21 protein-coding genes, 2 tRNA genes and 1 pseudogene are annotated in these 24792 nt (G+C 56.4%); 15 read left to right on the top strand and 9 right to left on the bottom strand.

Going from position 1 to position 24792, the window contains the following annotated elements:
• The first annotated feature begins 37 nt into the window (after positions 1-37).
• From pilW to der, 7 genes and pseudogenes are all read left to right on the top strand, one after another.
• Positions 38-811 (top strand): annotated as a pseudogene (gene pilW, locus EDB94_RS13565) (type IV pilus biogenesis/stability protein PilW).
• Positions 801-1838: a RodZ domain-containing protein gene (locus EDB94_RS13560; protein ID WP_108018875.1), complete on the top strand. Its 1038-nt coding sequence runs from the start codon at positions 801-803 to the stop codon at positions 1836-1838. Before pilW ends, EDB94_RS13560 begins: the two are co-directional and overlap by 11 nt.
• 35 nt (positions 1839-1873) lie before the next feature.
• Entirely contained in the window at positions 1874-2992 is a 1119-nt protein-coding gene (gene ispG / locus EDB94_RS13555; protein ID WP_008174332.1) for a flavodoxin-dependent (E)-4-hydroxy-3-methylbut-2-enyl-diphosphate synthase, read from the top strand.
• A gap of 49 nt (positions 2993-3041) precedes the next feature.
• Positions 3042-4322, top strand: coding sequence for a histidine--tRNA ligase (gene hisS / locus EDB94_RS13550; RefSeq protein ID WP_108018876.1), 1281 nt, complete (start codon positions 3042-3044; stop codon positions 4320-4322).
• A 52-nt stretch (positions 4323-4374) separates the two neighbouring features.
• On the top strand, positions 4375-5031 hold the full coding sequence (locus EDB94_RS13545) for a tetratricopeptide repeat protein (protein WP_108018877.1): 657 nt from the start codon (positions 4375-4377) through the stop codon (positions 5029-5031).
• The gene (bamB, locus tag EDB94_RS13540; protein ID WP_014576907.1) at positions 5031-6203 is read left to right on the top strand and encodes an outer membrane protein assembly factor BamB; all 1173 of its coding nucleotides are present in this window, start codon (positions 5031-5033) and stop codon (positions 6201-6203) included. Before EDB94_RS13545 ends, bamB begins: the two co-directional genes overlap by 1 nt.
• A 9-nt stretch (positions 6204-6212) precedes the next feature.
• A complete protein-coding gene (gene der / locus EDB94_RS13535) occupies positions 6213-7634 on the top strand; it encodes a ribosome biogenesis GTPase Der (RefSeq protein ID WP_041645184.1) in 1422 nt (473 codons plus the stop codon).
• A gap of 21 nt (positions 7635-7655) precedes the next feature.
• On the opposite strand, the gene pta is transcribed toward der, so the two are convergent.
• Genes pta through EDB94_RS13520 form a run of 3 tightly spaced genes read right to left on the bottom strand, consistent with a single transcriptional unit; the run spans position 7656 to position 13480 of the window.
• A complete protein-coding gene (pta, locus tag EDB94_RS13530; protein WP_108018878.1) occupies positions 7656-9818 on the bottom strand; it encodes a phosphate acetyltransferase in 2163 nt (720 codons plus the stop codon).
• A gap of 27 nt (positions 9819-9845) precedes the next feature.
• Positions 9846-11042 (bottom strand): acetate/propionate family kinase, encoded by a 1197-nt coding sequence (locus tag EDB94_RS13525; protein ID WP_108018879.1) that lies wholly within the window; start codon positions 11040-11042, stop codon positions 9846-9848.
• Positions 11043-11068: 26 nt separating this feature from the next.
• Positions 11069-13480 (bottom strand): EAL domain-containing protein, encoded by a 2412-nt coding sequence (locus EDB94_RS13520; protein ID WP_041646184.1) that lies wholly within the window; start codon positions 13478-13480, stop codon positions 11069-11071.
• A gap of 239 nt (positions 13481-13719) precedes the next feature.
• On the opposite strand from EDB94_RS13520, the gene ccoM reads away from it, so the two are divergent.
• Positions 13720-13872 (top strand): cytochrome c oxidase subunit CcoM, encoded by a 153-nt coding sequence (ccoM, locus tag EDB94_RS21020; protein WP_169702149.1) that lies wholly within the window; start codon positions 13720-13722, stop codon positions 13870-13872.
• A gap of 51 nt (positions 13873-13923) precedes the next feature.
• Here the strand turns inward: ccoM and EDB94_RS13515 are convergent.
• The 3 genes from EDB94_RS13515 to EDB94_RS13505 all read right to left on the bottom strand — a co-directional run bounded on the left by EDB94_RS13515 (position 13924) and on the right by EDB94_RS13505 (position 15469).
• Positions 13924-13999, bottom strand: a tRNA-Glu gene (locus EDB94_RS13515).
• Positions 14000-14114: 115 nt separating this feature from the next.
• Positions 14115-15041, bottom strand: a complete 927-nt coding sequence (locus EDB94_RS13510) for a TIGR01777 family oxidoreductase (protein ID WP_108018880.1) — start codon at positions 15039-15041, stop codon at positions 14115-14117.
• Between the two features lie 53 nt (positions 15042-15094).
• On the bottom strand, positions 15095-15469 hold the full coding sequence (locus tag EDB94_RS13505) for a sirohydrochlorin chelatase (RefSeq protein WP_108018881.1): 375 nt from the start codon (positions 15467-15469) through the stop codon (positions 15095-15097).
• Between the two features lie 103 nt (positions 15470-15572).
• On the opposite strand from EDB94_RS13505, the gene EDB94_RS13500 reads away from it, so the two are divergent.
• The 6 genes from EDB94_RS13500 (at position 15573) to EDB94_RS13475 (ending at position 20727) form a co-directional block, all read left to right on the top strand.
• Complete coding sequence (locus EDB94_RS13500; protein ID WP_108018882.1) at positions 15573-16175, top strand: DUF924 family protein; 603 nt, start codon at positions 15573-15575, stop codon at positions 16173-16175.
• 145 nt (positions 16176-16320) lie between these two features.
• Complete coding sequence (locus EDB94_RS13495) at positions 16321-17037, top strand: murein L,D-transpeptidase catalytic domain family protein (RefSeq protein ID WP_108018883.1); 717 nt, start codon at positions 16321-16323, stop codon at positions 17035-17037.
• A 58-nt stretch (positions 17038-17095) separates the two neighbouring features.
• Positions 17096-17171 (top strand) — tRNA-Gly (locus EDB94_RS13490).
• A 135-nt stretch (positions 17172-17306) separates the two neighbouring features.
• Positions 17307-18101: an MOSC domain-containing protein gene (locus tag EDB94_RS13485; RefSeq protein WP_108018884.1), complete on the top strand. Its 795-nt coding sequence runs from the start codon at positions 17307-17309 to the stop codon at positions 18099-18101.
• Positions 18102-18109: 8 nt separating this feature from the next.
• The gene (locus EDB94_RS13480) at positions 18110-20062 is read left to right on the top strand and encodes an ATP-binding cassette domain-containing protein (RefSeq protein ID WP_108018885.1); all 1953 of its coding nucleotides are present in this window, start codon (positions 18110-18112) and stop codon (positions 20060-20062) included.
• Positions 20059-20727, top strand: a complete 669-nt coding sequence (locus EDB94_RS13475) for a DUF6901 family protein (protein WP_108018886.1) — start codon at positions 20059-20061, stop codon at positions 20725-20727. The genes EDB94_RS13480 and EDB94_RS13475 overlap by 4 nt, the downstream gene beginning before the upstream one ends.
• A 61-nt stretch (positions 20728-20788) precedes the next feature.
• Here the strand turns inward: EDB94_RS13475 and EDB94_RS13470 are convergent, their stop codons facing one another.
• The 3 genes from EDB94_RS13470 to EDB94_RS13460 all read right to left on the bottom strand — a co-directional run bounded on the left by EDB94_RS13470 (position 20789) and on the right by EDB94_RS13460 (position 22477).
• Positions 20789-21220: a universal stress protein gene (locus EDB94_RS13470; RefSeq protein ID WP_008174363.1), complete on the bottom strand. Its 432-nt coding sequence runs from the start codon at positions 21218-21220 to the stop codon at positions 20789-20791.
• Positions 21221-21372: 152 nt separating this feature from the next.
• Positions 21373-22191: a hypothetical protein gene (locus EDB94_RS13465; RefSeq protein WP_008174364.1), complete on the bottom strand. Its 819-nt coding sequence runs from the start codon at positions 22189-22191 to the stop codon at positions 21373-21375.
• 70 nt (positions 22192-22261) lie between these two features.
• Positions 22262-22477 carry a hypothetical protein gene (locus EDB94_RS13460; protein ID WP_008174365.1) on the bottom strand — a complete coding sequence of 72 codons (216 nt, stop codon included), beginning with the start codon at positions 22475-22477 and terminating at the stop codon, positions 22262-22264.
• Positions 22478-22627: 150 nt separating this feature from the next.
• Between EDB94_RS13460 and fadB the strand changes: the two genes are divergently transcribed.
• Positions 22628-24775, top strand: coding sequence for a fatty acid oxidation complex subunit alpha FadB (fadB, locus tag EDB94_RS13455; RefSeq protein WP_008174367.1), 2148 nt, complete (start codon positions 22628-22630; stop codon positions 24773-24775).
• Positions 24776-24792: the final 17 nt, after the last annotated feature.

Below are 24792 nucleotides of genomic sequence, written 5' to 3'. Positions count from 1 at the left end.
ACCCGTGATAACACCACCAGCAAACCGACGTTCATTCGTGTTGGCCACCCTGTTGCTGACCCTGCTGGTTACAGGTTGCGTTACCACTACCGACAGTCGGTTTTCACGGGAAGCAGATCAGCAGGAAGCGCTCGATAACTATGTAAAACTTGCCACGGCCTATATTGGGCAGGGCAATCTTGAACGTGCACGCCATCACCTAGACAGGGCATTGAAACTGGATTCAGATGACCCGGGCGCCAGGGCTGCGATGGGGCTTGTCTATAACGCCGAGGGTGAGCCAGAACTGGCTGAGCGTAATTTCAAACAGGCTATTTCCGAGGATCCAGGGTACACACGGGCGCGGGTTTATTACGGAGCTTTCCTGTTCGGCTAGAACCGGATGGAAGACGCGCGGGATCAATTCCGTGCTGCGTCCCGGGATACCGGTTATCAGGAACGCGGCTCGGTTTTCTTTAACCTGGGCATGACCCAGGAGCGCCTCGGAGAACTGGAAGCTGCGGCCACATCCTATCGCCGCGCAGTGGAGCTGACACGAGGCGATGCACGTTCCCTGCTGGCGCTCTCCCGGGTGTCCGTAGAGACTGGCGACTACGACGACGCGGCACGCTATTACTCGCGACTGATTTCATTGATGCAGCGAAATCAGCGTCTGGTCCACTCACCGGAGAGCCTTCTTACCGGAATCCGCATTGCCCGCTTCTACAGTGATGAAAACCAGGAGGCGAGCCTTGCGCTTCAACTCAGAAACAAATTTCCGGAGTCAGTCGAATACCAACAATATAAGGTGCTGATTTCTAATGGCAACTGAAGAAAACTCACAGCCAGCTATGAAGGAGCCCGTAGGGCGGCAGCTTCAAAAGGCACGGGAGAAAACCGGTCTGAGTACCGGCGATGTCGCAGCAGCGCAGCATTTGCGTCCTTCGGTAATCCAGGCGATCGAGTCGGGAGATTACAGCCAGATTGACAGTGAACTCTTTCTGAAAGGGTATGTCAGGGCTTATGCAAAACAGGTTGGGCTGGACGCAGATGCAGTGATTGCCGACCTCGACCAGGAACTGGAACCCATTCGGCAACAGCGGGAACAGGAGCAGGAAGCCAATCCGCTGGTAGACATCGAACGTCGCAGACGTCGTAAACGTCAGCTTGCCAAGGCTCTGTTTTTCCTGGTGGTGCTGGGCATTGCCGGATACCTTGCTTTCACCTTTCTGGCTCCTGCACAGGGCCCGGCGCCTTCCGAGCCGACGACAGAACCGGAATCAGTGCCGGAGGAGCCTGCTCCTGCTGAAGCCGAGGAATCGGCTGCGTTGGCCGAGCCAGAGCGCTCCGAACCTGTGCTTGTTGCCAGTGCTGAAGAGTCGGAATCGGCAGTTATGGAGGCGGAGGCGCCTACCGTGCAGCAGTCTGAAACAGAAACTGAGGCTCAAGCGCCTGAAACTGTTGTTGGTGAAAATCAGGTGCCTGAAAACACACTGGCTACGGACGATGGCGCGGCTGATGCAACCGAGCCTGTTACCGATCAGATTCCTGCGGTCGTCCAGACCCCCGAGCCGGTTCTGGAAGACCCGAATGGGCTGTCGGATGCTTCGGACAACGGTCGACTCCAGATTCGCTTCAGTGACGATTGTTGGGTGCAGATCAGTGACGCAGCCGGTAACCGCCTGGTGAATTCGCTCCAGCGTAACGGGGATCTGATTGATATCGAGGGGCCGACGCCCTTGAGGGTTGTGATTGGCGCAGTCGATGCGGTTGAATCCATCCGTTTCCAGGGCGAGCCAGTGGATATCGGTGGCTACCGGGTTGTTAACAACCGGTCAGAATTCACCCTGACAATCTGAAATTTGATCAAATTTTCCATATCGGTCAGTAAGACATGAAACAGGATTCCCCGATTATCAGACGCAAATCCCGCCAGATCATGGTGGGCAATGTTCCTGTGGGTGGTGACGCGCCGATTGCGGTGCAGAGCATGACCAACACCGAAACCTGTGACGTAGAGGCCACCGTTGGCCAGATCAAGGCATTGCAGGAGGCAGGTGCGGACATAGTGCGTGTTTCCGTTCCGTCCATGGACGCCGCTGAGGCGTTCGGGAAGATTCGGGAGCAGGTTTCCCTGCCGTTGGTTGCCGACATCCACTTCGATTACAAAATCGCTCTTCGGGTAGCGGAACTGGGTGTTGACTGTCTCCGGATCAATCCTGGCAATATCGGCCGCGATGACCGCGTCAGTGCCGTAATCAGTGCGGCCCGGGACGGCAATATCCCCATTCGCATTGGTGTGAACGCCGGTTCGCTGGAGAAGTCTCTCCAGCGCAAATATGGCGAACCCACGGCAGACGCGCTGGTGGAGTCCGCCATGCGCCACATCGATATTCTGGATCGTCATGACTTCCAGGATTTCAAGGTGAGCCTGAAAGCGTCGGAAGTGTTTATGACGGTCGATGCCTACCGTAAGATTGCCCAGCAGATTGAGCAGCCCCTGCACCTTGGCATCACCGAGGCCGGTGGGTTGAGATCTGGAACCGTGAAGTCCTCCATTGGCCTTGGCATGCTGTTAATGGACGGCATCGGTGACACCATCCGGGTATCGCTTGCAGCGGACCCCGTGCAGGAAATCAAGGTGGGCTTCGATATCCTGAAGAGCCTGCGCCTGCGCAGTCGCGGTATAAACTTCATCGCCTGTCCCAGCTGTTCCCGGCAGAATTTCGATGTCATCCAGACCATGAATGATCTGGAAGCTCGTCTGGAGGATGTAAACGATTCTCTGGATGTGGCGATCATCGGGTGCATCGTAAACGGTCCGGGTGAGGCGAAAGTGGCGGATCTCGGACTTACCGGCGGGAGCCCCAAGAACCTCTTCTACATGGCGGGAAAGCCGAACCAGAAGCTGGACAACGCGACATTGACGGATGATCTGGAGCGCCTGATTCGCGAGGAAGTGGCACGGCGCAAGGAACAGGAAGATTCGATTATTGCCCGGTCAGACAACTGATTGTTTCCAGTTCCCGGCATAAACATCCAGAAAAAGTTAAGGGTTAACATTGGCAAAGATTCAGGCAATTCGCGGGATGAACGATATCCTGCCGGAGCAGACGCCGGTTTGGCAGTTTGTGGAATCCACGGTTCGCAGGGTACTGGCCCAGTATGGCTACCAGGAAATCCGCATGCCGATTGTGGAGCAGACCGATCTGTTCAAGCGTTCGATTGGTGAAGTAACTGACATCGTCGAAAAGGAAATGTACACCTTTGAAGACCGCAACGGTGACAGTCTGACCCTTCGCCCGGAGGGCACCGCCGGTTGTGTTCGGGCCGCCGAAGAGCACGGTCTTCTGTTCAATCAGACCCGCCGTCTCTGGTACACCGGCCCGATGTTCCGGCACGAACGTCCTCAAAAAGGCCGCTACCGCCAGTTTCATCAGATTGGCGTGGAATGTTTTGGCATGAACGGTCCGGACATTGATGCCGAACTGCTCATCTTGACGGCAAGGCTCTGGAAAGAGCTTGGGCTTGCCGAGCATACCCGGCTTGAGATCAATTCCATCGGAACGTTGGAGTCCCGTCGGGTATACCGGTCCGCCCTCGTGGATTACCTCGGTCAGTTCAAGGCAGACCTGGATGCCGATAGCCGGCGTCGCCTCGAATCGAACCCCCTGCGCATTCTGGACAGCAAGGATCCTTCCACTCGGAAAATCCTCGAAAACGCGCCCAGCCTTGACGACTATCTGGACGAAGAATCCCGCGAGCACTTCGAGCGCCTGAAGGCGCTTCTTGAGGCCGCAGGGGTGAATTATTCAGTGAATCCAGCGCTGGTGCGGGGCCTCGATTACTACGGCAAGACGGTGTTCGAGTGGATTACCGACAGCCTCGGCGCCCAGGGTACGGTGTGTGCAGGTGGTCGATACGATGGCCTGGTGGAGCAACTGGGTGGCAAGCCGACCTTCGCAGTGGGCTTTGCAATGGGCCTTGAGCGCCTTATCCTGCTGCTGGAAACGCTGGAACTGGTTCCAGAGCACGTAAACAGCAATGCCGATGTCTACGTAACGGCGATGGGCGAGGGCGCATTGGCGCCTGCACTCGTTTTGGCTGAAAAGCTCCGGGCAGCCTTGCCAGAGCGCGTGATTATTTCCCATTGCGGCGGTGGCAGTTTCAAAAGCCAGATGAAAAAGGCAGACCGCAGTGGTGCGAGGTACGCGGTGATTCTGGGCGAGAACGAAGTGGCCAACGGCACGGTCGGGCTCAAACCCTTGCGAGCCGACGAGCCGCAGGCGGAGATCGCCCAGGACAAGCTTGCGGACACGCTGGCAGCAGCCCTGGCCGGCTGAGCCTGAACAAATTTACTGATATAAAAGCAAAAATTCGACTACAGGAGTCCTCATGGCAGAGTTGCGCACCGAAGAAGAACAGATCCAGGCGATCAAGGACTGGTGGAAAAAGAACGGCAGCTCACTGCTCATCGGTATTGGTGCGGCCCTGGCCATTGTGTTCGGCTGGCAGGCTTGGCAGAACCATCAGGCCCAGCAGCGTACCGAAGCGGCCAATCAGTTTGCCAACCTGCTGAATGCCTTCAGCGATCAGGCCGATGAAACCAGTGGCGAGACTGTCGCTTTTGTGGCGCAGACCCTCCGGGAAGACTACACGGACAGTGCCTATGCGGTTTACGGCAACCTGATCCTGGCCCGTCAGCAGCTGATGCAGGATGGCAACGCCGAGGCCGCCATTGATTCCCTGAAGTGGGCCCTTGAAAACACCGGTGAACACGAAGCACTGGCACTTGTCGTGCGCAATCGTCTGGCGCGCGCCCAGTTTACCGCAGGCCAGTACGAGGATGCTCTGGCCACCATCGACGGAGCCGGTAATGCCGATGCGTTTGATTCCATGTATTCCGAGCTTCGAGGCGATATCTTGCTTGCCCAGGGCGATCGCGAGGGTGCGCGTGAGGCCTACCTGGCTGCCCGTGAGCAGAGTCAGCAGGGCCGTAGCGGTATTCTGGAACTGAAACTGGCAGACCTTGGCGTCGGGGAGGATGCCTGATGCCGGTTCTCCGCGACAGGATTCCGAGACGCGGATTTTTCCTGGGGCTGGCGCTTCTGGCTGCGCTTTCCGGCTGCAGCAGCACGGATACGTTCGAGCAACCTGTACCGGTTCCCGAGATTGAGGCGTCCGTCGAATTCGAACGCGTCTGGAGCATGTCTGTTGGCGATGGCCATGATGGTGATTTTCTCTACCTTGCGCCACTGGTTACCGGGGATCTGATCTACGCTGCCTCCGCAGACGGTGAGCTTTATGCGGTAGCGACGGAGACCGGAGAGGTTGCCTGGGAGTCCGAATTTGAAGATCGCATCTTCTCGGGGCTTGGTGGTGATGGACAGAATCTGTACCTGACCACCGAGAATGCCGACCTGGTGGCCCTGTCCCGGGAGGATGGCTCTGAGGTGTGGCGTACGTCTTTGCCGACGGAGGTGCTGTCTTCGCCACAATCCAACGGTTCTCTGGTTGTAGCCCAGACGACAGATGGCAAGGTACTAGGCTTCAGTGCCACCGATGGCGAGAAGCTCTGGCAGTATGATGGCTCCGTTCCGGTGCTGTCCATGCGCGCTGCCGCGGCTCCACTGGTGGGCGGTGATGTGGTTATTGCGTCTTTTGCCAGTGGCAAGCTGATCGCGCTGACGGCAGCATCGGGCCAACCCATGTGGCAATATGAGGTGGGTCAGCCGCAGGGACGCACTGAGCTCGAGAGACTGGTAGACGTAACCGGCCAGCCGCTTGTCATTGAGACTGCCGTCATGGTGGTTGGTTACCAGGGCAAACTGGCCCTTGTTGATATTCGTACCGGGCAGGAAATCTGGAGCCGGAAGGCCTCCAGCCTCTACTCTCCGATGATTGGTGGCGGTCAGATCTATCTTGCCGCTGCTGATGGCGAGATCATTGCCCTCAGAGGCTCGGACCGTCGCGAGGTCTGGACCCAGGATCGTCTTGCCTGGCGCCAACTGACCCAGCCGATGGTTTATGAAGACTACCTTGTGGTGGGCGATTTTGAAGGCTACCTCCATGCGTTGGACCGTGAAGATGGCAGCCTGGTTGGGCAGCGCGAATTCGACGATGAGGGTATCCGCGTACCGGCACAGCGCCTCGCCAATGGTAACCTGCTGGTTTTTGGCAACAGCGGAAAGATGGCCGTATTCCAGGTTAAGCCGCAGGATTGATCCCCAATTATGACCCCAGTTATTGCCCTTGTCGGACGCCCTAACGTCGGCAAATCGACATTATTTAATCAGATGACCCGTTCCAGGGATGCCCTGGTTGCGGACTTTCCGGGGCTTACCCGAGACCGCAAATACGGTGAGGGTAGCTATGAGGGCCAGCGTTTCATCGTTATAGACACCGGTGGCCTTACCGGTGACGAGCAGGGCCTTGACCTGGAAATGGCCCGACAGTCCATGCAGGCGGTAGAAGAAGCCGACATCGTGCTATTCCTGGTGGACGGCAGGGCCGGCCTTACTGCAGGCGATGAGCTGATTGCAGACAGTCTTCGCCGCTCGGGCAAGCAGGCGCATCTGGTCGTGAACAAGACCGATGGACAAGATCCGGACATCGCCGCGTCGGATTTCTACAGCCTTGGCTTTGAATCCACGTTCCTGATCGCAGCTTCCCACAACCGCGGAATCCGCTCCATGCTTGAAATCCTGCTGCCCTCTGAAGAGGAGCGGGAGGAAGAGGACCGGGCAGATCGCTACCCCGGCATCCGCATCGGTGTGGTGGGCAGGCCGAACGTGGGCAAGTCCACACTGGTCAACCGCATGCTCGGTGAGGACCGTGTGGTGGTTTATGACATGCCCGGCACTACCAGGGACAGCGTTTATATACCCTACGAGCGGCAAGGCAGCCAATACACGTTGATTGATACCGCCGGTGTCCGTCGAAGAAAAAATGTCAGCGAAGTGGTGGAGAAGTTCTCCATCATAAAAACGCTGCAGGCGATCGATGACGCCCATGTGGTTATCCTGGTTATTGATGCCCGGGAAGGTCTGGTTGATCAGGATCTTCACCTGATCGGCTTTGTGTTGGATGCCGGCCGCTCGCTAGTCATTGCCGTCAACAAGTGGGACGGCATGGACCCGGAAGACCGCGCCCGGGTGAAAGAACAGGTTCAGCGTCGCCTGGACTTTCTGGATTACGCTGATAAGCACTATATCTCGGCGCTTCACGGCTCCGGCGTCGGCGTGATGTATGAGTCGGTGCAAGCCTGCTATGAGTCCGCGATGGCGAAATGGCCAACCAACCGCCTGACTGCGATTCTGCAGGATGCTATTGCCCAGCATCAGCCACCCATGGTGCACGGTCGCAGGATCAAGCTGCGTTACGCGCACCAGGGCGGTTCCAACCCCCCTGTGATTGTGGTTCACGGTAACCAGGTGGATTCCCTGCCGGGCGCATACAAACGATATCTTGAGAATACCTTCCGTAAGGTTCTGAAGGTAACGGGTTCACCAATCCGCTTCGAGTTCAAATCGGGTGAAAATCCGTTTGCCGGCAAAGTGGATCGGCTAACTCCGCGTCAGAAGGTCAAGAAGGACAACGACGAGAAGAAAGGCCGTCGTCCGAAAAAACAGCGTCAGAAGAGCCTCAAGCGCTGAGTGAGTGGCCGGGCTCAGGACTTATTCCTGGTCCGGCCCCGCACTTTCCACCTGCTTGGCCTGCACAGCGGTTAACGCAACCGTAAACACGATATCCTCCACCAGAGCCCCACGTGAAAGGTCGTTCACCGGCTTCCGCAAGCCCTGAAGCATTGGCCCGACACTGACCACATTGGCACTTCGCTGAACCGCCTTGTAAGTGGTATTGCCGGTGTTCAGATCCGGGAATACGAAGACCGTTGCCTTGCCTGCAACTTTGCTGTCCGGCGCCTTGCTTCTTGCGACGCTTTCGATGGCCGCTGCATCGTATTGGAGTGGTCCGTCTATCAGCAGATCCGGCCTGCGCTCGCGAGCGATCCTAGTCGCCTCCCTGACTTTCTCGACATCCTGACCGCTGCCCGACTCTCCGGTGCTGTAACTGATCATGGCGACCAGCGGCTCAATACCAAAGGCTTCCGCAGACTCCGCACTCTGGATGGCGATGTCGGCCAGTTCCTCGGCATTGGGGTCTGGATTGATGGCGCAGTCCCCGTAGACCACCACCTGTTGCGGCAACAACATGAAGAACACGGAAGAGACTACCTTTGCATGCTCATGGGTCTTGATCAGTTGCAGGGCAGGGCGCACCGTATTCGCCGTCGTGTGAATGGCACCGGATACCAGTCCATCAGCTTCATCCAGAGCCACCATCATGGTACCGAGAACCACGTTGTCTTCGAGCATGGCTTCCGCCATGTCTGATGTCAGTCCTTTATGCTTGCGAAGTTCTACCATCGGAGCGACGTAGCGTTGTCGCACCTCCCCTGGATCAATGATCTCGATATCCCCGGGCAGTTCCAGATCCTGGGAATCCGCTACCCGTTTTATCTCTGCCGCATTCCCGATCAAGGCACACCTTGCCAACCTGCGTTGATGGCAGATGATGGCGGCCTGTACGGTTCTTGGCTCGCTGCCCTCCGGCAATATGATGCGCTTATTCGCGGCCCGGGCCCGCTCGGACAGCTGGTATCGGAAGGCAGGAGGGGAAAGCCTGTCCTGCCGGGCAACCTTGAGATGCTGTTGCAACCAGTTGGTGTCGATACGGGTTGCAACCGCTTCCATCGCCTTTTCAATCCGGTTGGGGTCATCAATCGGGATGGCCGCCGACAGGTTGGCCAGCATATGAGCAGTTTCATAGGTATTGGCGTCTGACCCCAGAACTGGAAGGCCTGTTTCCAGGGCCCTGTGGCACAGGGTGATCACTCGCTGGTCGGGTATCAGGCCACCGGTCAGCATCAGGCCGGCGAGGGGAACCCCGTTGAGAGCGGCAACAGCTGTGGCCACCACGATGTCTTCGCGATCTCCGGGCGTGACCAGAAGAGTGCCAGGCCTGAGGGTTTCCGTCATGTTCCGAATGCTACGGGCGCAAACCGATACCTTCTGGACCCGCCTGGCGTGCATCTGCCCCTCATTGAGGACCGGTAACCCGAGTTCCCTGGCAATGTCGGATACCCTGGGGGCCAGCAAATCCGCCTGCCATGGAATCTCGGCTAAGAGGTGAAAGCGGCCCTCGCTGAATACCGTGCACTCGGTCTGGTAGTCGACAGTGACGGGGGCAGGGTGGTTGTTGTTGGAGCGAGGCTCAAGGCCCGATTGCTCGGGCTCCCCAACCTTGTTCAGGATGACGCCAATAACGTCCGGATCACTGGGATTGGCAAACAGGCGCGACGAGAAGTCCAGTTCTTCATCCAGTTGCCTGGCGTCCAGGTCTTTGGGCGTGCTCACCAGGATTACCTCGGAACCCAGGTTGCGGGCAACTTCCACGTTCAGCCTGGCGATGTAGGCTTCGCTGCGGTCTGGGACGAGGCCTTCGATGATCACGACATCCACATCCCGGGCAACCTTCTGGTATTCACCCACGACTGTTTCGAGGAGGTAGTCGGCTTTGCCTCTGTTGAGCAGTTGTTGCGCTTCCTTGAGGGCAATCGGGTCTGGCGGGTTCAGGTGGCTGCTGGCCCTCACAAACGCCACCGACGAGTCCTGGCCAGCGTTGTGCATGGATTCTGCGCGGTGAACCGCCTGGCAGAAGGGTTTGTAGAAGCCAACGCTGACGCCTACCCGTTCAAGGGCGCGCAACAGACCCAGGCAAACGGAGGTCAGGCCTGAGTCCATGGAAGTCGGTGCAAAAAAGAGACTCTTTGCCATAGTGGTATTCCTGATGATGCGTTTGGGTCAGGCCTGAATGTCAGAGCCTGCAAGCCGAGCTGCTTCCCGGGCAATGACCAGCTCTTCGTTGGTGGGAATCACCAAAACCGGAAATCGCGAGTCGGGGCTTTCAATATGTCCGTCGCTGAATTGGCCATGATGGATGTTGAGGTCCCGGCTGAGCTCGAATCCCGTCAGTTTGAGATGGCGAATGGTCTCTTCCCTGATCCGCGGGCTGTTTTCCCCGATGCCGCCGGTGAAAACCAGAGCGTCCAGCTGGCTCAGGGACGCCATCATCGCGCCAACGTAGCGGGCCAGGCGGAAGCAGAACACATCAATAGCGGTTTGTGATGGTTCATGGCCATGGTCCGCGAGTTCACAGAGTGAGCGCATGTCGTTCGTCTGGCCGGACAGTCCAAGGAGGCCACTCTCCTGATTCAGAACCCGATGAACCTCATCCGCGGCGATGCCCTTGCTGCGGAGAAAGTCGAAAAGGCCGGGGTCGACATCCCCGCTACGGGTGCCCATTACCAGACCCTCAAGTGGCGTCAGGCCCATGCTGGTATCCACACTGATTCCGTCACGGATGGCGGTAATGCTGCACCCGTTGCCCAGATGGGCCGATATGACCGAGGTGGTTGCCGGCGTTTTGCCCAGCAAACGGGCGGCTTCTGATGCCATAAAGGCGTGACTGGTACCGTGGAATCCGTATCTCCGGATCCCCCAGTCGCGGTACCACGCCTCTGGAAGCGCATAGAGGAAGGCCCGTCTGGGCAGGGTCTGATGAAACGCGGTGTCGAAAACGGCCGTCTGCGGTACATCGGGAAACTGTGCCAGGGTTGCCCGAATCCCGGACAGGTTGACCGGGTTGTGAAGAGGGGCAAGGCCTGCGCAGCTTTCAATGGCCTTGAGCACATCGCCATCAATGAGTACGGCCTCATGGAAGGTCTCACCACCATGAACGACCCTGTGACCTATGGCCGAGGGAGCCGTTGTCATCAGTCCCAGGTCCCGGAAAGCCGTGACCAGTGTATCTAGAGCCTGATCATGGCCGGCGCCAGCGTCCAGAGGGATCGTTCCTTCCTGGCCGTCAATGTGGGCAAATGCATCGTTCTGGCCCAGGCGCTCGGCCAGAGCGGACACCAGTTTCCTGTGTTGGTTGTTGAACAGTGCGAGTTTCAGGGATGAGCTGCCGCAGTTCACGACAAGTACGGTGTCTTCCATGGGAATGGGCGTCCAACGGTTTCAAGTTATACGCGGCGATTGTTGGCCAGCCAGGCATCAAAGTCCGCCGCCGGCAGCGGACGACTGTAGAAATACCCCTGGGAGAAGTCACAGCCTTCCTTCTTCAGGAAGTGGGTCTGAGCCTCTTCCTCAACCCCCTCGGCGATAACACGCAGGCCCAAACTATGAGCCATATTGATGATGGCTCTTACCAGTGAGGCGTCCTCAGGCTCCTTCATGACGTCCTGAACAAACGACTTGTCAATTTTCAGGGTATCAAACGGATAGCTCTTGAGGTAACTGAGCGCTGAATAGCCCGTGCCAAAATCGTCTACCGACAACCGGATGCCGGCTTTGTCCAGTTGGCGCAGGATTTCGGCGGTTTCGATCGAGTTGTCCAGAATGAGCCGTTCGGTAATTTCGAGTTCCAGCTGTTCCGGCGCCAGGCCACTGGTCGCCAGGGCGTGCATAACAGCCTCGGTAAAACCGGGATCGCGGAACTGACGGGGCGAGACGTTGACGGAAATGCCAATGTCTTTCCCGGTGGCTTCCTTCCAGCCCATGGCGGCTCGACAGGCCTCCAGGAGAACCCACTCACCGATCGGTGTAATCAGGCCGGTTTCCTCGGCCAGGGGAATGAATCGATCCGGCATTACCATGCCCATGGCCGGATTGTTCCACCGCAGCAACGCCTCAACCGAGCAAAGCGTGCCCGAGTCGGTATTAACAATTGGCTGGAAATACAACTCGAACTCCTTCAGCTCCAGAGCCCTGCGCATGCTGGACTCCATCTTCAGGCGTTCATGGGAGACTTCGGTCATTTCCGGCGCAAAGTGGGCAAACGAGCTCTTGCCCTTGTGTTTGGCCTGGTACATTGCGGCATCAGCGTGCTGCAGGAGCGTACCGCTGTTGTCGGAGTCCGTCGGGAAAATGGCGATGCCGATACTCGTGGTTACGAACACCTCCTGCCCATTCAGTATGTATGGTGGCGAGAAGGTCTTCAGGATACGCTCGGCGACCTGCGAGGATGCCTCGGGACCAGTCAGGCCAGGCAGGATCACGAGGAACTCATCGCCACCCAGGCGGGCAACGGTGCTGGTTCCGCGAAGGCAACTGGAAATTCGACGGGCCGCCTCAATCAGCAGGTTATCGCCGGCATCGTGGCCAAGGGTGTCGTTAATGTGCTTGAAGTTGTCGAGATCCAGGAACATGACGCCCACAAGCGTGCTTTCCCTACGTGCCTGGGCCAGTGCAAGCTTCAGCCGGTCGAGGGCAAGCATCCGGTTAGGCAGCCCTGTAAGGATGTCGTAATTGGCCTGACGCAGAAGTTGCTGTTCATAGCGTTTCCGGATGCTGATGTCCTCACCGAGGATGAGGTACCCGGTGGTGCCGCCGGCCTCGTCCTTGATCGGGGTAACAATCAGTTGCTCCCAGAAGCGTTCTCCGTTCCGGCGCACACTGTTCACTTCACCCTGCCAGACTCCGACTCGTTGCACCTGCAAGCGGATGGACTGCCACAAGTGTCGGCTATCACGGTTCTCTATGTCGTTGTCACCCAGTGCGCCAGGGTGTTTGCCGATGATGGAGGCAGCCTCATAACCGGTTAACTGGGTGAATTTCTGGTTGGCAAACTCGATACGCCATTGGCGGTCGCAGATCAGAACCGAAGAGGGGCTCTGCTCAATGGCCTTGGAAAACTTGCGGATTTCCGCAGCATCCTTTTGTTGGCGTTCCATGTCTGCGTTGAGACGTTCACGCATCTGGTTGATGGCGTCCGTGACACGGCCGAGCTCATCATTCCGGTTAGACGGCGTGTTGGGCCTTTCCAGGGTAAGTGGCTTCGACGTTGTTGTCAGTGAGAAGTCGCGGGCGTAGTTCGCCATGGTGGTCAGATGGCGCGCAACGAAATGCTGGAATATCCAGATAATCAGTATCGAAACAAAGAACGTCTTCAGGAACTGGGTCAGCAGAATGACGCCTACCTTGCGCTTCAGTTCGTCGTAGACGCGATCAAGGTCTGCGGTCACCGTCAGTTCGCCCAGCTTGAACATTTCATCGCCCTGATGGACAAGGCTGAAGCTGTGAGATGTGGTTTTCGCGTCCCTGGGTATCTCGCCCATCACCAGTTCGGAATCGGGTTCTATTCGCAAGCGAAGGTGCACCACATCCGGCAAGCTGAGTATGCCTTCCATCTGGGTTTGCAGGAGCTTCTGGTCCAGGGCCCACAAGCTTCTGGCAAGGCTGGAGGCGTAGCCCGACTCCACAACCTGCATGCGGTTGTCGATTTGCGAGAGATCTTTTCGATAATCGGAGTAGATCTGGAGCGCGGATGCCACCAGTGTAAAGGCCGAGCTGAATAGCAGAATCCACGCCAACAGCCTGAAAGACAGGGGCGAGCCTGTGCGAAAACGTTGAAGACGCGTCGACAGTTTTGGCATGTCTTGAACTTCAGCCACCCAGACCGGTTAGGAGATCGGACACTTCCTTTGTTTCCGACTATAGCAGCAGTTTCTTTCGAATGCCTTGCAAATACAGGAAAAATCGAAGGAAATGTGTTGTGGTTCAGTATTTATGCGTACATGCGGTCTGACAAATACGTTGACCTGGATCAATACCTTGCGGGCGGCCCGGGCGTAACCTGAGTTTAATCAAGTTAATTGTCGGAAGGAGAAACAAAATGTATATGGACGCCGTTGTGATCGCAGGTATTGCCACTGTACTGCTGATGCTTGGCTTTTTTGTGGGTGTTGGCATCTTCGTGATGAAAGATCAGAAGGAGCACGGACACCAGGATAGAAAAGAAGGGAAGCACGGACATAAGCCGGTCTGACGATGAAGTCGGGAAACTTCGGTTTCCCTGACCCATCAGCGCAGAAAAAATTGGCGTCCCCTAGGGGGTTCGAACCCCTGTTGCCGCCGTGAAAGGGCGGAGTCCTAGGCCACTAGACGAAGGGGACGCAACGTTTTCAACACCTTGCCTCGTCGAGGTGGCGCGTATATTAAGAAAGCTTCGAAACGCTGTCAACGTCTTTTGTGAAAAAAATCAGGGGAGCTTGATAAGGCCCCCTTGGGTCATCCTTTTTGTCCGGCTGCCCCTGGAGCAACGGATTGGGTCAATGCCTGATCCAGGTCCGGATACCGGAACTGGAATTGCTGGCTGACCAGCTTCTCCGGAATAGCCCGCTGGCCCGTCAGAAGAAGCCTCGCCATTTCACCCAGAGCCACCTTGAGCACCGGAGCAGGTGCCGGAAAGAGGGTGGGACGGTGTAAAACCCTCCCCAGGCTCCGGGTGAATTCTGCGTTCGTTACCGGGTTCGGGCTTACGACATTGTATGGGCCTGATGCGTCCGGGTTTTCCGTCATCCATATAAGTGCGCTGACCACATCGTCCCTGTGGACCCACGGCATGTACTGAGTACCGCTACCCAGGCGTCCGCCCAGTCCCAGTTTGAAGGGCAGGAGCATCCGCTCCAGGAAGCCACCATCCGGGCCTGCCACGACGCCTGTCCGGGAGAAGCACAGGCGAACGCCGTCATCGCAAAGTGGTTTGGCGGCGTTTTCCCAGTCGCGGCACAGCCGATGCGTAAATTCGTCATTCGGGCTGGTGCTTTCGGTGACCGTGGCTGATCCCTGATCCCCGTAAAAGCCAACAGCCGATCCCGAAACGACGACATTCGGCGCTTGATCCCAACTTCGGATGACCTCGACCAGGGTTTTGGTGACGCCAATGCGGCTGTCACGGAGTTCCTGCTTTCGGGACTCCGACCAGCGTTTATCCGCGATACCTTCTCCGGCAAGGTTGATAACGGCATCGTATCCGGGGTGAGAGCGAAGCTGCTGCAGATCACGGATTGCCTCGACCCGTCCGCAGCTTGATTTGACCGTTTCGGCCGGTTGCCGGCTGAAAACCGTCAGTTCGTAATCCCGTGCCAATAATTCACGGCAGAGCACGTGGCCAATAAACCCGGTTCCTCCGGTAATCAGAATCCTTTTCGACATAATCGATACTCCTGTCGCGCACGGGCCTGTGGTGCTGTCTCAGAACGCCCGGTTCAGGCGGGTGTCTCTTCCAGTTGAAGCATAACAACATCGCGAATTGCCTCTCCCAGGAGAGGGTTTTCCCCAATCGGAGGCGCCAGCTGAATGGATACGCTGTGGGCTTTTTCGAGTTCTTCGATCATTGCCGGAACATCCTTTCGCAAGTGGCGGCCGGCCGCCAGGAACAAAGGAACGATTGTAAACTCGGTGATGCCCTCAGCCACACCTTCCATGATGATCGTATCAATGGAGGGTTCCGCCAGTTCCATATAGGCGACCCTGGCGTTGTCGACAGACGCGAGAGTCGGCGCTGCAAGCTTTTCGAAGGTTTCACACCAGCGCTTGTCACTGCTTCCATGTGCCAACAGAATAATGCGGGGGCTGCTCATTGACGCTCCTGAAGTAGTCAATTTGTTAGGGCCTGTCGTAAGTCGGGAAAGCCGGCCTCATGAGAGAGGGCCGGTACCATATAAAGTAACAGGGTGACGGTGAATGTTCGATTGGAAAGAGATTCTGGATTTCTGGTTTGGCGAACTTGACGAACATGGGCTGCCAGACAGCGACCACCGGAACAAGTGGTTCCGATCGGACCGCAGGTTTGACCAGGAGATACGCCGTCGTTTCCTTTCAATGGTGTTGTTTGCTTCCGAGCAGGGATTGGACCATTGGCGGAGTGAGGCCGGCGGTATACTTGCCGAGATCATTCTGCTTGACCAGTTTTCGCGGAATATCTTCCGCGGCGGTGCCATGGCGTTTGATCAGGATCGCCAGGCGCGCAAGCTATGCCGGCAAGCGATGAAGAAAGGGCAGGATACGATGCTACCGCCCGTGCACCGAGCGTTTCTCTACATGCCGCTCCAGCATTCGGAACTCAAGGACGACCAGGACATGTCCGTGGAATGCTACGAGCAACTGGCGCGATCAACTGAAGGAATCCTTTCCGATTTCATGGGTAGCTTTCTGCAGTCCGCAAAGGATCACCGGGCGATCATTCAAAAGTACGGACGATTCCCTCACCGCAACAAGGCACTCGGCAGAACCTCAACGGCGGAAGAGCGGGAGTACCTGGCCGGTGGTCGCCGTTTCGGCCAGTAGCGCAATCGTGCTTTCCTTAAAGTTTTGTATAGAAAACGTACATTCGGACGGGGTTGGCACTTTTCCCTGATAAACTGCGCAACACTGAGATTGCACGGGATAGCGATCCTTCTTTGGCTTGCAATCATTTTACCGGGGATCTGGAATGAAAAAGATGCGGCGGCTTTTATCCGCAGGCCTGCTACTGGCTTTTTGGGCGTGGCTACCACTCTCATCGTTTGGCGCCTCTCTGGACGACGACCTTTTAGGTCGCCTGAGTGCCGCCGCTCCAAAACTCGATACAAAGGTCCTCAGGACCGCAATCAGCGCCTCTCGCTGCGCTGTCTCCAGTGGTGTTCAGATGCCCGAGCGGCTTGCGGTGATTGATTTCTCGTTGCCGTCCAGTCAGGAAAGGCTATGGATTTTCGATCTGGAGAAGGGCGAGCTGTTGCTTCGGGACCTGGTTGCTCACGGCAAAAATTCCGGGAATTTCAAATCGACCGCTTTCTCCAACGTGGAAGGTAGTTACCAGTCCAGTATCGGGCTTTTCCAGGCCCGGGAATCCTATTACGGCAAGCACGGCTATTCGCTCAGGCTGGATGGTCTCGAGCCCGGGATCAACGATCTTGCCCGGCAGCGCGCCATTGTTATACATGGGGCGGATTACGTGAATGATGATTGGGTCAGTAAATACGGCCGCATCGGGCGGAGTCACGGGTGCCCGGCCGTTGATAACCAGATCATCAAGCGTGTTGTCGACAACCTTAAGGGGGGGCAATTGGTGTTCAAGTACTATCCGGATCAGGAGTGGCTGCACAGTTCCGGATTCCTGAAATGTGATAACCGGACACTGGCAGGAAAAAACCTTAAAAAAAGTGGTTGACGGTTCCGTCGGGATCCGTAGAATACGCCTCCGTTGTCGGCAACAGCCGAACAGCATTGCGGGAATAGCTCAGTTGGTAGAGCACAACCTTGCCAAGGTTGGGGTCGCGAGTTCGAATCTCGTTTCCCGCTCCAGATTTCGAAAACCCGGTCCTGAAAAGGTCCGGGTTTTTTCGTTTTCGGGCACCTGCAACCTCGGCGCCGGGGGTTGCGGTCAGGTATACTCATCAGCCTGTTTCGAGTCCCGATTCTCTGTGGGAGGTTGCCTCCATGAAGGTCCATTCGCTGTTCGTATACCCTGTCAAATCCCTTTCCGGTATTGAGGTGACCAGTTTTCATACCGACGATTTCGGTCCAGTCGGAGACAGGCGATGGATGATCGTTGATGATGAGCGGCGTTTTGTCACCCAGAGAGAGCATCCCGAACTCGCCCGCGTGGAAACGCAGTTGGATGGAGATCAGGTTGTTATCAACATTCCCGGTGAAGGTGAGTTTGGTCTGACAGCCTCCAATGACGAGCTTCGCGTACTGGTGTGGCGGGACTGGGTGAAGGCTCTGGCCGGCTTGCCAGAAGCCAGTGATGCTCTCAGTCGGTTTTGCCGCAAGCCTGTTAGCCTGGTATTCATGCCGGACAGCTCCTTCCGCCGCGTTGATGCGGGCAGGGTCGATGAGTACCGGCGTGTGGGCTTTGCTGATGGTTTTCCTTTCCTGGTTACCAACACTGCCTCGTTGGCAGAGCTCAACACCCGGCTGGAGGTGCCCGTGGAGATGCGGAGGTTCCGTCCCAACATCGTCGTTGAGGGCGCGGACGCCTGGGATGAGGACCATTGGCAGAGCTTGAGCATTGGCAATAACCGTCTGAGCATCGTAAAGCCCTGTTCACGCTGCGTAATGACGACCGTCGACCCCTCGACCGGCCTGAAGGATGCTGCCGTGCAGCCGCTCAGAACCCTGTCCCGCTATCGCAGGACCGGTGAGGGCGTGATCTTCGGCCAGAACGCGATTCATGAATCACCAGGACTTATCCGGGTTGGTGAACCCGTTACTGTCAATCAATCGGAGTAAAACCAAACGTGCCACTGTTAACGCTGGACTCAGTCTCCCTGGCTTATGGAATGCATCCGCTGCTTGATCAGGCCTCATTGGTTATCGATGCCGGAGAGCGTGTGTGTTTGCTGGGACGAAACGGCGAGGGAAAATCGACCCTGCTGAAGATTGTCAGTGGCGAAGTGACACCCGATGGTGGCGTGGTTCGTCTCGAAGATGGCGCTGTTCTGGCGGTGCTGCCGCAGAACCTGCCCTCCGAGGACACCCGCACGGCCTATGAAGTGGTTGCCGGGGCCTTTCCTGAAACCGGCAAGTTGCTGGCAGAGTTCCACCAGTTGTCCCAGCAGGGCGACGAGGCGAGCCTGGACCGGTTGATGAAAGTCCAGGAGCGTCTTGAAGCCCTGGACGGTTGGCGACTGGATCAGAAGGTAACCACCATTCTTGGTCAGTATGGCGTTGATCCCGATCAAACCCTCGATACCCTCTCGGGAGGCTGGCAGCGCCGTGTTCTCCTGGCAAAAGCTTTGGTTGCCGACCCGGATATTCTGTTGCTGGATGAGCCTACAAACCACCTGGACGTCCCCGCGATCGCCTGGCTGGAAGAGGCCCTGGGCCAATTTCGCGGCGCCATGTTGTTTGTCAGCCATGATCGGGCGTTTATCCGGCGGATGGCGACCAGGATTGTAGAGCTGGACCGCGGGAAGCTGGTGAGCTTCGCTGCCACCTACGACCGCTACCTGGACCTCAAGGAAAAAGCGCTGGAGGAAGAAGAACGGCAGAACGCGCTGTTTGACAAGCGCCTCAAGCAGGAAGAGGCCTGGATTCGGCAGGGCATCAAGGCTCGCAGGACTCGTAATATGGGGCGTGTTCGTGCCCTGAAGGCCATGCGTGAGGAGCACAGGCAGCGTCGTGTGCGGGGCGGAACTGCAACTTTCGCGGTGGAGGACGCGGCGCGCTCAGGAAAGCTTGTGGTTGAAACCCGGGATGCGGGCTTTGCTTATCCCGACGGCACTCCGGTCATCAGAGACATGAATCTCACCATTCTGAGAGGGGACAAGATCGGGCTTGTTGGTGAAAACGGCACAGGCAAGACCACGCTTGTTCGACTCCTGTTGGGGGATTTGGAACCAACCGAGGGATCCATTCGTCTGGGTACCAATCTGCAGGTTGCCTATTTCGATCAGTTGCGCGGAGAGCTCGATCTGACGCGTAACGCTTTGGACAACCTCTCCGAGGGTAGGGAGTTCATCGACATCAATGGCCAGAGCAAACACGTTCTCGGCTATTTGCAGGAGTTCCTGTTTACCCCGGAGCGAGCCAGATCACCGGTCAGTGTTTTTTCTGGTGGCGAACGGGCCCGGTTGCTTCTGGCCAAGCTCTTCAGCAAGCCCGCGAATATCCTGGTGCTCGACGAACCGACGAATGATCTGGACGTTGAGACACTGGAATTGCTGGAAGAACAGCTGGCGGAATTTGCCGGCACAGTTATCGTGATCAGTCACGACCGTGAGTTTCTCGATAATGTGATCACCGAAACGGTTTTCCTGGACGGTTCGGGCAAAGTGCGTGAGTACGTTGGCGGTTACACGGACTGGCGTCGGCAGGGCGGTTGCTTCCCCTCAGAAGCCACGGGTAACCGGCCGGACAAGCAGGATAAAAACGGCAAGACATCCGGTAGCAACGAAAAGGTCGTATCAAAGAAACCGGCAGAGAACGCAAAACCGCGGGCAGAACCTGAAAAGGGCAAGCCCGTGAAACTGAGTTACAAGCTCAAGCTCGAGCTGGAGCAGTTACCAGGGCAGATCGAGGAGCTTGAGCAGGAAGTCGCTGGCCTGCAGGAAAAAATTTCGCAGGCTGATTTTTATTCAGGCCCACCGGATGAAGTCTCGGCCACTCTGGAAGCATTGACGGAAAAGGAAAACCGTCTGGAGCAGGTCATTGAGCGGTGGATGGAGCTGGAAGAACAGGCAAATCAATGAATGTACATTACGATTTCAGATTTCAGGACGGCCGTAGGGTTGAGTTTAAAGTAACGGACAAGCCGTCACGGCCTTCCGGGAAACTTCCGTCCTGGACACAGCTGGAACATTGCCAGTGTAGCAACTGTCCTTTGAAGGCTTCCGAATCCTCCCACTGTCCCGCGGCAACCGAGATATTGCCGGTCGTGGAGGCCTTTCGGGATGAGGATGCCTACCAGAAGGTGGAAGTGAAGGTAACCGATGATCGTCGAAGCTATGAGAAGCAGACGGCGCTTGAGGAGGCACTTCGATCGTTGCTGGGGCTGAAAATGGCGACCAGCGGGTGCCCGGTTCTGTCAGAGCTCAAGCCCATGGCGGTTCATCACCTGCCGTTTGCAAACACCGATGAATTCATTATGCGCAGCGTTTCTCATTACCTGTTGCAGCAATACTTCGCGAAACGGAATCATCAGACCCCAGACTGGGAATTGAAGGGGCTAGTGGAGAGGAATCAGAGGCTGCAACTGGTGAATCAGGCCCTGTGGCAGAGAATACACTCAGTCTGCAAGGGTGACAGCAATCTGAAGGCACTACTGAACTTCTTCTCGATGGCCTCGAGTGTCAGTTTCTCGCTGGAAAGTCAGCTTCGCAAACTTGAGGCGAAAATGGAGGGGGAAGGGGGCTGATCGCGGCTTTCGTTCTCAGCAGGCCCGGGTCCACGCCCCGGGCCTTTTTGTTGGTCAAGCCTTAGTGAATGCGAACGGCCAGAACATCGCATTCGGTTCCATGCAGAACCCCGTTTGCGGTGGAGCCCAGCAAAAGCTGAAAACCCTTCCGGCCATGACTGCCAACGATCACAAGGTCTACTTCCTGTTCCTTCGCAAGCCTGTGGATTTCGGACTCGGGGCGCCCGACTGTCACTACCTGATTGTTTTTGGCCACACCGTATTTGTCGCCGTAGGTTCCCAATTGCTCGCGAGCTGCTTTGTCGAGTTGGTCCTGTAGCTCGGTCAGATCCATCGGAATATCGCCACCATAGGCATAGCCGACAGGCTCAACCACATGAACCAGCATCAGCTCCGCACCATGGGCTTCGCTTATGGCCTTTGCCTTGTCCAGTACCTGTGGGGCTTCTTCTGTCAGGTCAATCGCAACAAGCATCTTTTTATAGGCAGACATCGTATCGCTCCTTCGCACACGGGATATTATTCTGAGGATAGTACCTTAAATCGGGTCGGGAAAGTGTAGCGGGAAACTGACGGGTATCAAAAACAGAGGCGGAAAAGTGCTTTTCTGGCAGGCAATTAGGCCTGCCAGAAAGAGCAGGGCGGTCAGGCGTTGCCCTTGAGCAGCTCAATGGTTGTCGCAAGTCCTTTGAGGATACCCTTGGAATAGCGATCGATTACAAAGCCCACGTTGTTTTCGTTGTAGTTAATGTAGGAGCCACGGATAAACTGCCATTTGGCGGAAATGTCGTTAAGCGCGTCCTTGAGCTCCGGTGTTCCCTGGCCCTGTATTACGGATGCCAGCAACTGGTCCAGCTCCCGGGCCTGTTCATCCAGCGGGGTCTCGGTTGAGGAGCCCTGGAAGGTCTGGGCGACAGAGGAGTTTGTCCTGACCGAGTATTTCGCCATCATCTGGGCCATTTTTACGGCAGCCGAACGGGCCGCTTCGACCCTTGGGTTGGTCTCGGTCTGTGAGCTTTCCTGGGCCACCTTGTATAGCTCGGTGGCTTTCTCGTTCATCGTGAGTGCCTGGTTGGCCATGTCTGAGACCAGCCGCAAATCGGGGTAGCCCTGGTTGCGCACATCGTTGATGTTATCCCGCATCAGGTTCTTGAACTTGTCGAATTCCTGGTTCAGCCCCTCAACTTCCTCGGCTGACAGTACGCCTGAATCGCTGCCCGCGATGGAGTTCATGGAATCGTTGGCCGAGTTGATGCCCTGCACAATCTCGTTCAAGGTGCCGGTATCACCGGTTCCGCTGAAACGGTAGTAGGCGTCCAGAGCCATGTAGTTGCTGACCCGGAAATTGTGAAGATCGGAGAGAAATCCGTCGGCACTGTCCTGAGCGCGGGCACCCATGGACGTGAGTGCAAGGAGAATCAGTGCGGCTACAAGGGAACGTATCCGCAGGTTTGCGTCTTTCATCGGATGGGTCTCCGTAATGCGGTTTTATTATTGTGGACCAAAGTCGTAGATCGAAGGTAAAGTAACTCCGTCAGCCAATCAAGCAGTTTTGGCGGCGGTGTAGCCCGTAAATGTAAATAACTTTGAAATTTGCGTGACGAAGTTCCGGTTTTTTCTGAGCAGTGGCTTCCAGTTCACTGAAACATAACAATTCCGCTCCAATTTTCTTCGGTTGCCCCCGGTATTTCGGGGACTTTTGCAGCCCTCCCGAAAGAAACAAATTGACAAATGCGCCGTTTTTTTTCATCGTGTGCCCTCACGATTCAAACGACTGTATGAATTTTTGGATCGGATGATCGGGCAGTGACCGAAATCTCGCTGCACAAACAGCCGCGCCGGTAAATCAAAAGTACCGCCCGGTTGGAAGCAGTTCCAAACACAGACTGGAGATCAGTTGATGATTTACGAAGGTAAAGCCATCACGGTTAAAGAGATCGAAGGCGGGATCGCTCAGTTGAACTTCGACTTGCAGGGCGAGTCAGTAAACAAGTTCAACCGTCTTACTATTGAAGAGCTCCGCGCCGCGACTGACGCACTGAAAGCGCAGAAGAATCTGAAGGGTCTGGTAGTTACCAGCTCCAAGGACAGCTTCATTGTTGGTGCCGACATTACCGAATTCACCGAGCTTTTTGCGGGCTCGGAAGAGGATCTGGTAGCCAACAACCTCAAGGCCAACGAAGTCTTCAACGCTGTTGAAGATCTGCCGTTCCCCACCGTTACCGCGATCAACGGTATGGCGCTGGGTGGCGGTTTCGAAATGTGTCTTGCAACCGACTACCGCGTGATGGACAAGAAGGCCAAGGTTGGTCTTCCGGAAGTGAAGCTTGGCATCTTCCCGGGCTTTGGCGGTACCGTGCGTCTGTCCCGTCTGGTTGGCGTGGACAATGCCGTCGAGTGGATCAGCGGTGGTACCGAGAACCGTGCTGATGTCGCTCTGAAAGTCGGCGCTGTCGATGCCGTGCTCGAGTCCGACAAGCTGGTCGATGCTGCTGTTGCCATTATTAACCAGTGCAACGAAGGCAAGCTGGACCACGAAGCCCGTCGTGAAGAGAAGAAGGGCAAGATCAAGCTCAATGCCATGGAAAGCATGATGGCATTCGAGATTTCCAAGGCGTTTGTTGCTGGCAAGGCTGGCAAGAACTACCCGGCTCCTGTCGAGGCCATCAAGGTCATGCAGAAGCATGCCGGCATGACCCGCGACAAGGCAATCGAAGTCGAAGCCAAAGGCTTCGCCAAGATGGCCAAGACCAATGTGGCGGCCTGCCTGGTTGGCCTGTTCCTGAACGATCAGGAACTGAAGAAGAAGGCCAAGGCCTGGGAAAAAGAAGCTAACGACGTGAACCTGGCTGCCGTTCTGGGTGCCGGTATCATGGGTGGTGGTGTTGCATTCCAGTCTGCCCTGAAAGGCACGCCGATCATCATGAAGGACATCAACCAGGACGGCATCGCCCTGGGTCTGAAAGAAGCCAAGAAGCTTCTGTCCAAGCGTGTTGAAAAAGGAAAGATGAAGCCGGATCAGATGGCCGACGTGCTCAACAGCATCACGCCGACCCTGAACTATGGCGACTTCAAGAATGTAGACCTGGTGGTTGAAGCGGTTGTTGAAAACCCGAAGGTGAAAGATGCGGTTCTGCGTGAAACCGAAGATGCGGTTCGCGAGGACACCATCCTGACCTCCAACACCTCGACGATTTCCATCGACCTGCTGGCCAAGAACCTGAAGCGTCCGGAAAACTTCTGCGGCATGCACTTCTTCAACCCGGTGCACATGATGCCGCTGGTTGAGGTAATCCGTGGCGAGAAGACCAGTGATCGCGCCATTGCAACCACGGTTGCCTACGCCAAGGCCATGGGCAAGACCCCGATCGTTGTAAACGATTGCCCGGGCTTCCTGGTCAACCGTGTTCTGTTCCCGTACTTCGGCGGCTTTATCGGCCTGGTACGTGACGGTGCTGACTTCCAGCACGTTGACAAGGTTATGGAAAAGTTCGGCTGGCCCATGGGTCCTGCGTACCTGCTGGACGTGGTCGGCATGGATACCGGCAAGCACGCTGGCGAAGTAATGGCAGACGGCTTCCCGGATCGGATGAAGCACGAAGGTACAACCGCCATTGACGTAATGTTCGATAACAACCGTTACGGACAGAAGAACGACAAGGGCTTCTACAAGTATGAACTGGACCGCAAGGGCAAGCAGAAGAAGGTTGTCGACGAAGAGACCTACAAGCTGCTCGAGCCTGTTGTTCAGGGTAAGAACGAGTTCAGCGAAGAAGACATCATCGCCCGTATGATGATTCCTCTTTGCCTGGAAACCGTTCGCTGCCTGGAAGACGGCATTGTCGAAGATCCGGCAGATGCTGATATGGGCCTGATTTTCGGTATCGGCTTCCCGCCGTTCCGTGGTGGTGCCCTGCGCTATATCGACGATATGGGTGTAGACAAGTTCGTCGAACTGGCAGACAAGTTTGCAGATCTTGGTCCTCTTTATCACCCGACCGAGAAGCTGCGTGAAATGGCCAAGACTGGCAAAAAGTTCTTTGGCTAACCCTGAACGAGATTTCC

It is taken from the genome of Marinobacter sp. 3-2 (genome assembly GCF_003751355.1).
In the GTDB taxonomy this organism is placed as follows: Bacteria; Pseudomonadota; Gammaproteobacteria; order Pseudomonadales; family Oleiphilaceae; genus Marinobacter; species Marinobacter adhaerens.
Note: the sequence above shows the minus strand (reverse complement) of the source record. Positions and strands in the feature narration are given on the sequence as shown.

Excerpts from the sequence above, each read along its gene's own strand:
- ispG (WP_008174332.1), top strand. The coding sequence starts at position 1,874 with ATGAAACAGGATTCCCCGATTATCAGACGCAAATCCCGCCAGATCATG.
- EDB94_RS13510 (WP_108018880.1), bottom strand. The coding sequence starts at position 15,041 with ATGTCGAAAAGGATTCTGATTACCGGAGGAACCGGGTTTATTGGCCAC.
- ccoM (WP_169702149.1), top strand. The coding sequence starts at position 13,720 with ATGTATATGGACGCCGTTGTGATCGCAGGTATTGCCACTGTACTGCTG.
- der (WP_041645184.1), top strand. The coding sequence starts at position 6,213 with ATGACCCCAGTTATTGCCCTTGTCGGACGCCCTAACGTCGGCAAATCG.
- EDB94_RS13475 (WP_108018886.1), top strand. The coding sequence starts at position 20,059 with ATGAATGTACATTACGATTTCAGATTTCAGGACGGCCGTAGGGTTGAG.
- EDB94_RS13545 (WP_108018877.1), top strand. The coding sequence starts at position 4,375 with ATGGCAGAGTTGCGCACCGAAGAAGAACAGATCCAGGCGATCAAGGAC.
- EDB94_RS13520 (WP_041646184.1), bottom strand. The coding sequence starts at position 13,480 with ATGCCAAAACTGTCGACGCGTCTTCAACGTTTTCGCACAGGCTCGCCC.
- EDB94_RS13465 (WP_008174364.1), bottom strand. The coding sequence starts at position 22,191 with ATGAAAGACGCAAACCTGCGGATACGTTCCCTTGTAGCCGCACTGATT.
- EDB94_RS13500 (WP_108018882.1), top strand. The coding sequence starts at position 15,573 with ATGTTCGATTGGAAAGAGATTCTGGATTTCTGGTTTGGCGAACTTGAC.
- EDB94_RS13560 (WP_108018875.1), top strand. The coding sequence starts at position 801 with ATGGCAACTGAAGAAAACTCACAGCCAGCTATGAAGGAGCCCGTAGGG.
- EDB94_RS13505 (WP_108018881.1), bottom strand. The coding sequence starts at position 15,469 with ATGAGCAGCCCCCGCATTATTCTGTTGGCACATGGAAGCAGTGACAAG.
- EDB94_RS13460 (WP_008174365.1), bottom strand. The coding sequence starts at position 22,477 with ATGAAAAAAAACGGCGCATTTGTCAATTTGTTTCTTTCGGGAGGGCTG.
- EDB94_RS13495 (WP_108018883.1), top strand. The coding sequence starts at position 16,321 with ATGAAAAAGATGCGGCGGCTTTTATCCGCAGGCCTGCTACTGGCTTTT.
- EDB94_RS13470 (WP_008174363.1), bottom strand. The coding sequence starts at position 21,220 with ATGTCTGCCTATAAAAAGATGCTTGTTGCGATTGACCTGACAGAAGAA.
- bamB (WP_014576907.1), top strand. The coding sequence starts at position 5,031 with ATGCCGGTTCTCCGCGACAGGATTCCGAGACGCGGATTTTTCCTGGGG.
- fadB (WP_008174367.1), top strand. The coding sequence starts at position 22,628 with ATGATTTACGAAGGTAAAGCCATCACGGTTAAAGAGATCGAAGGCGGG.
- pta (WP_108018878.1), bottom strand. The coding sequence starts at position 9,818 with ATGGCAAAGAGTCTCTTTTTTGCACCGACTTCCATGGACTCAGGCCTG.
- EDB94_RS13525 (WP_108018879.1), bottom strand. The coding sequence starts at position 11,042 with ATGGAAGACACCGTACTTGTCGTGAACTGCGGCAGCTCATCCCTGAAA.
- EDB94_RS13485 (WP_108018884.1), top strand. The coding sequence starts at position 17,307 with ATGAAGGTCCATTCGCTGTTCGTATACCCTGTCAAATCCCTTTCCGGT.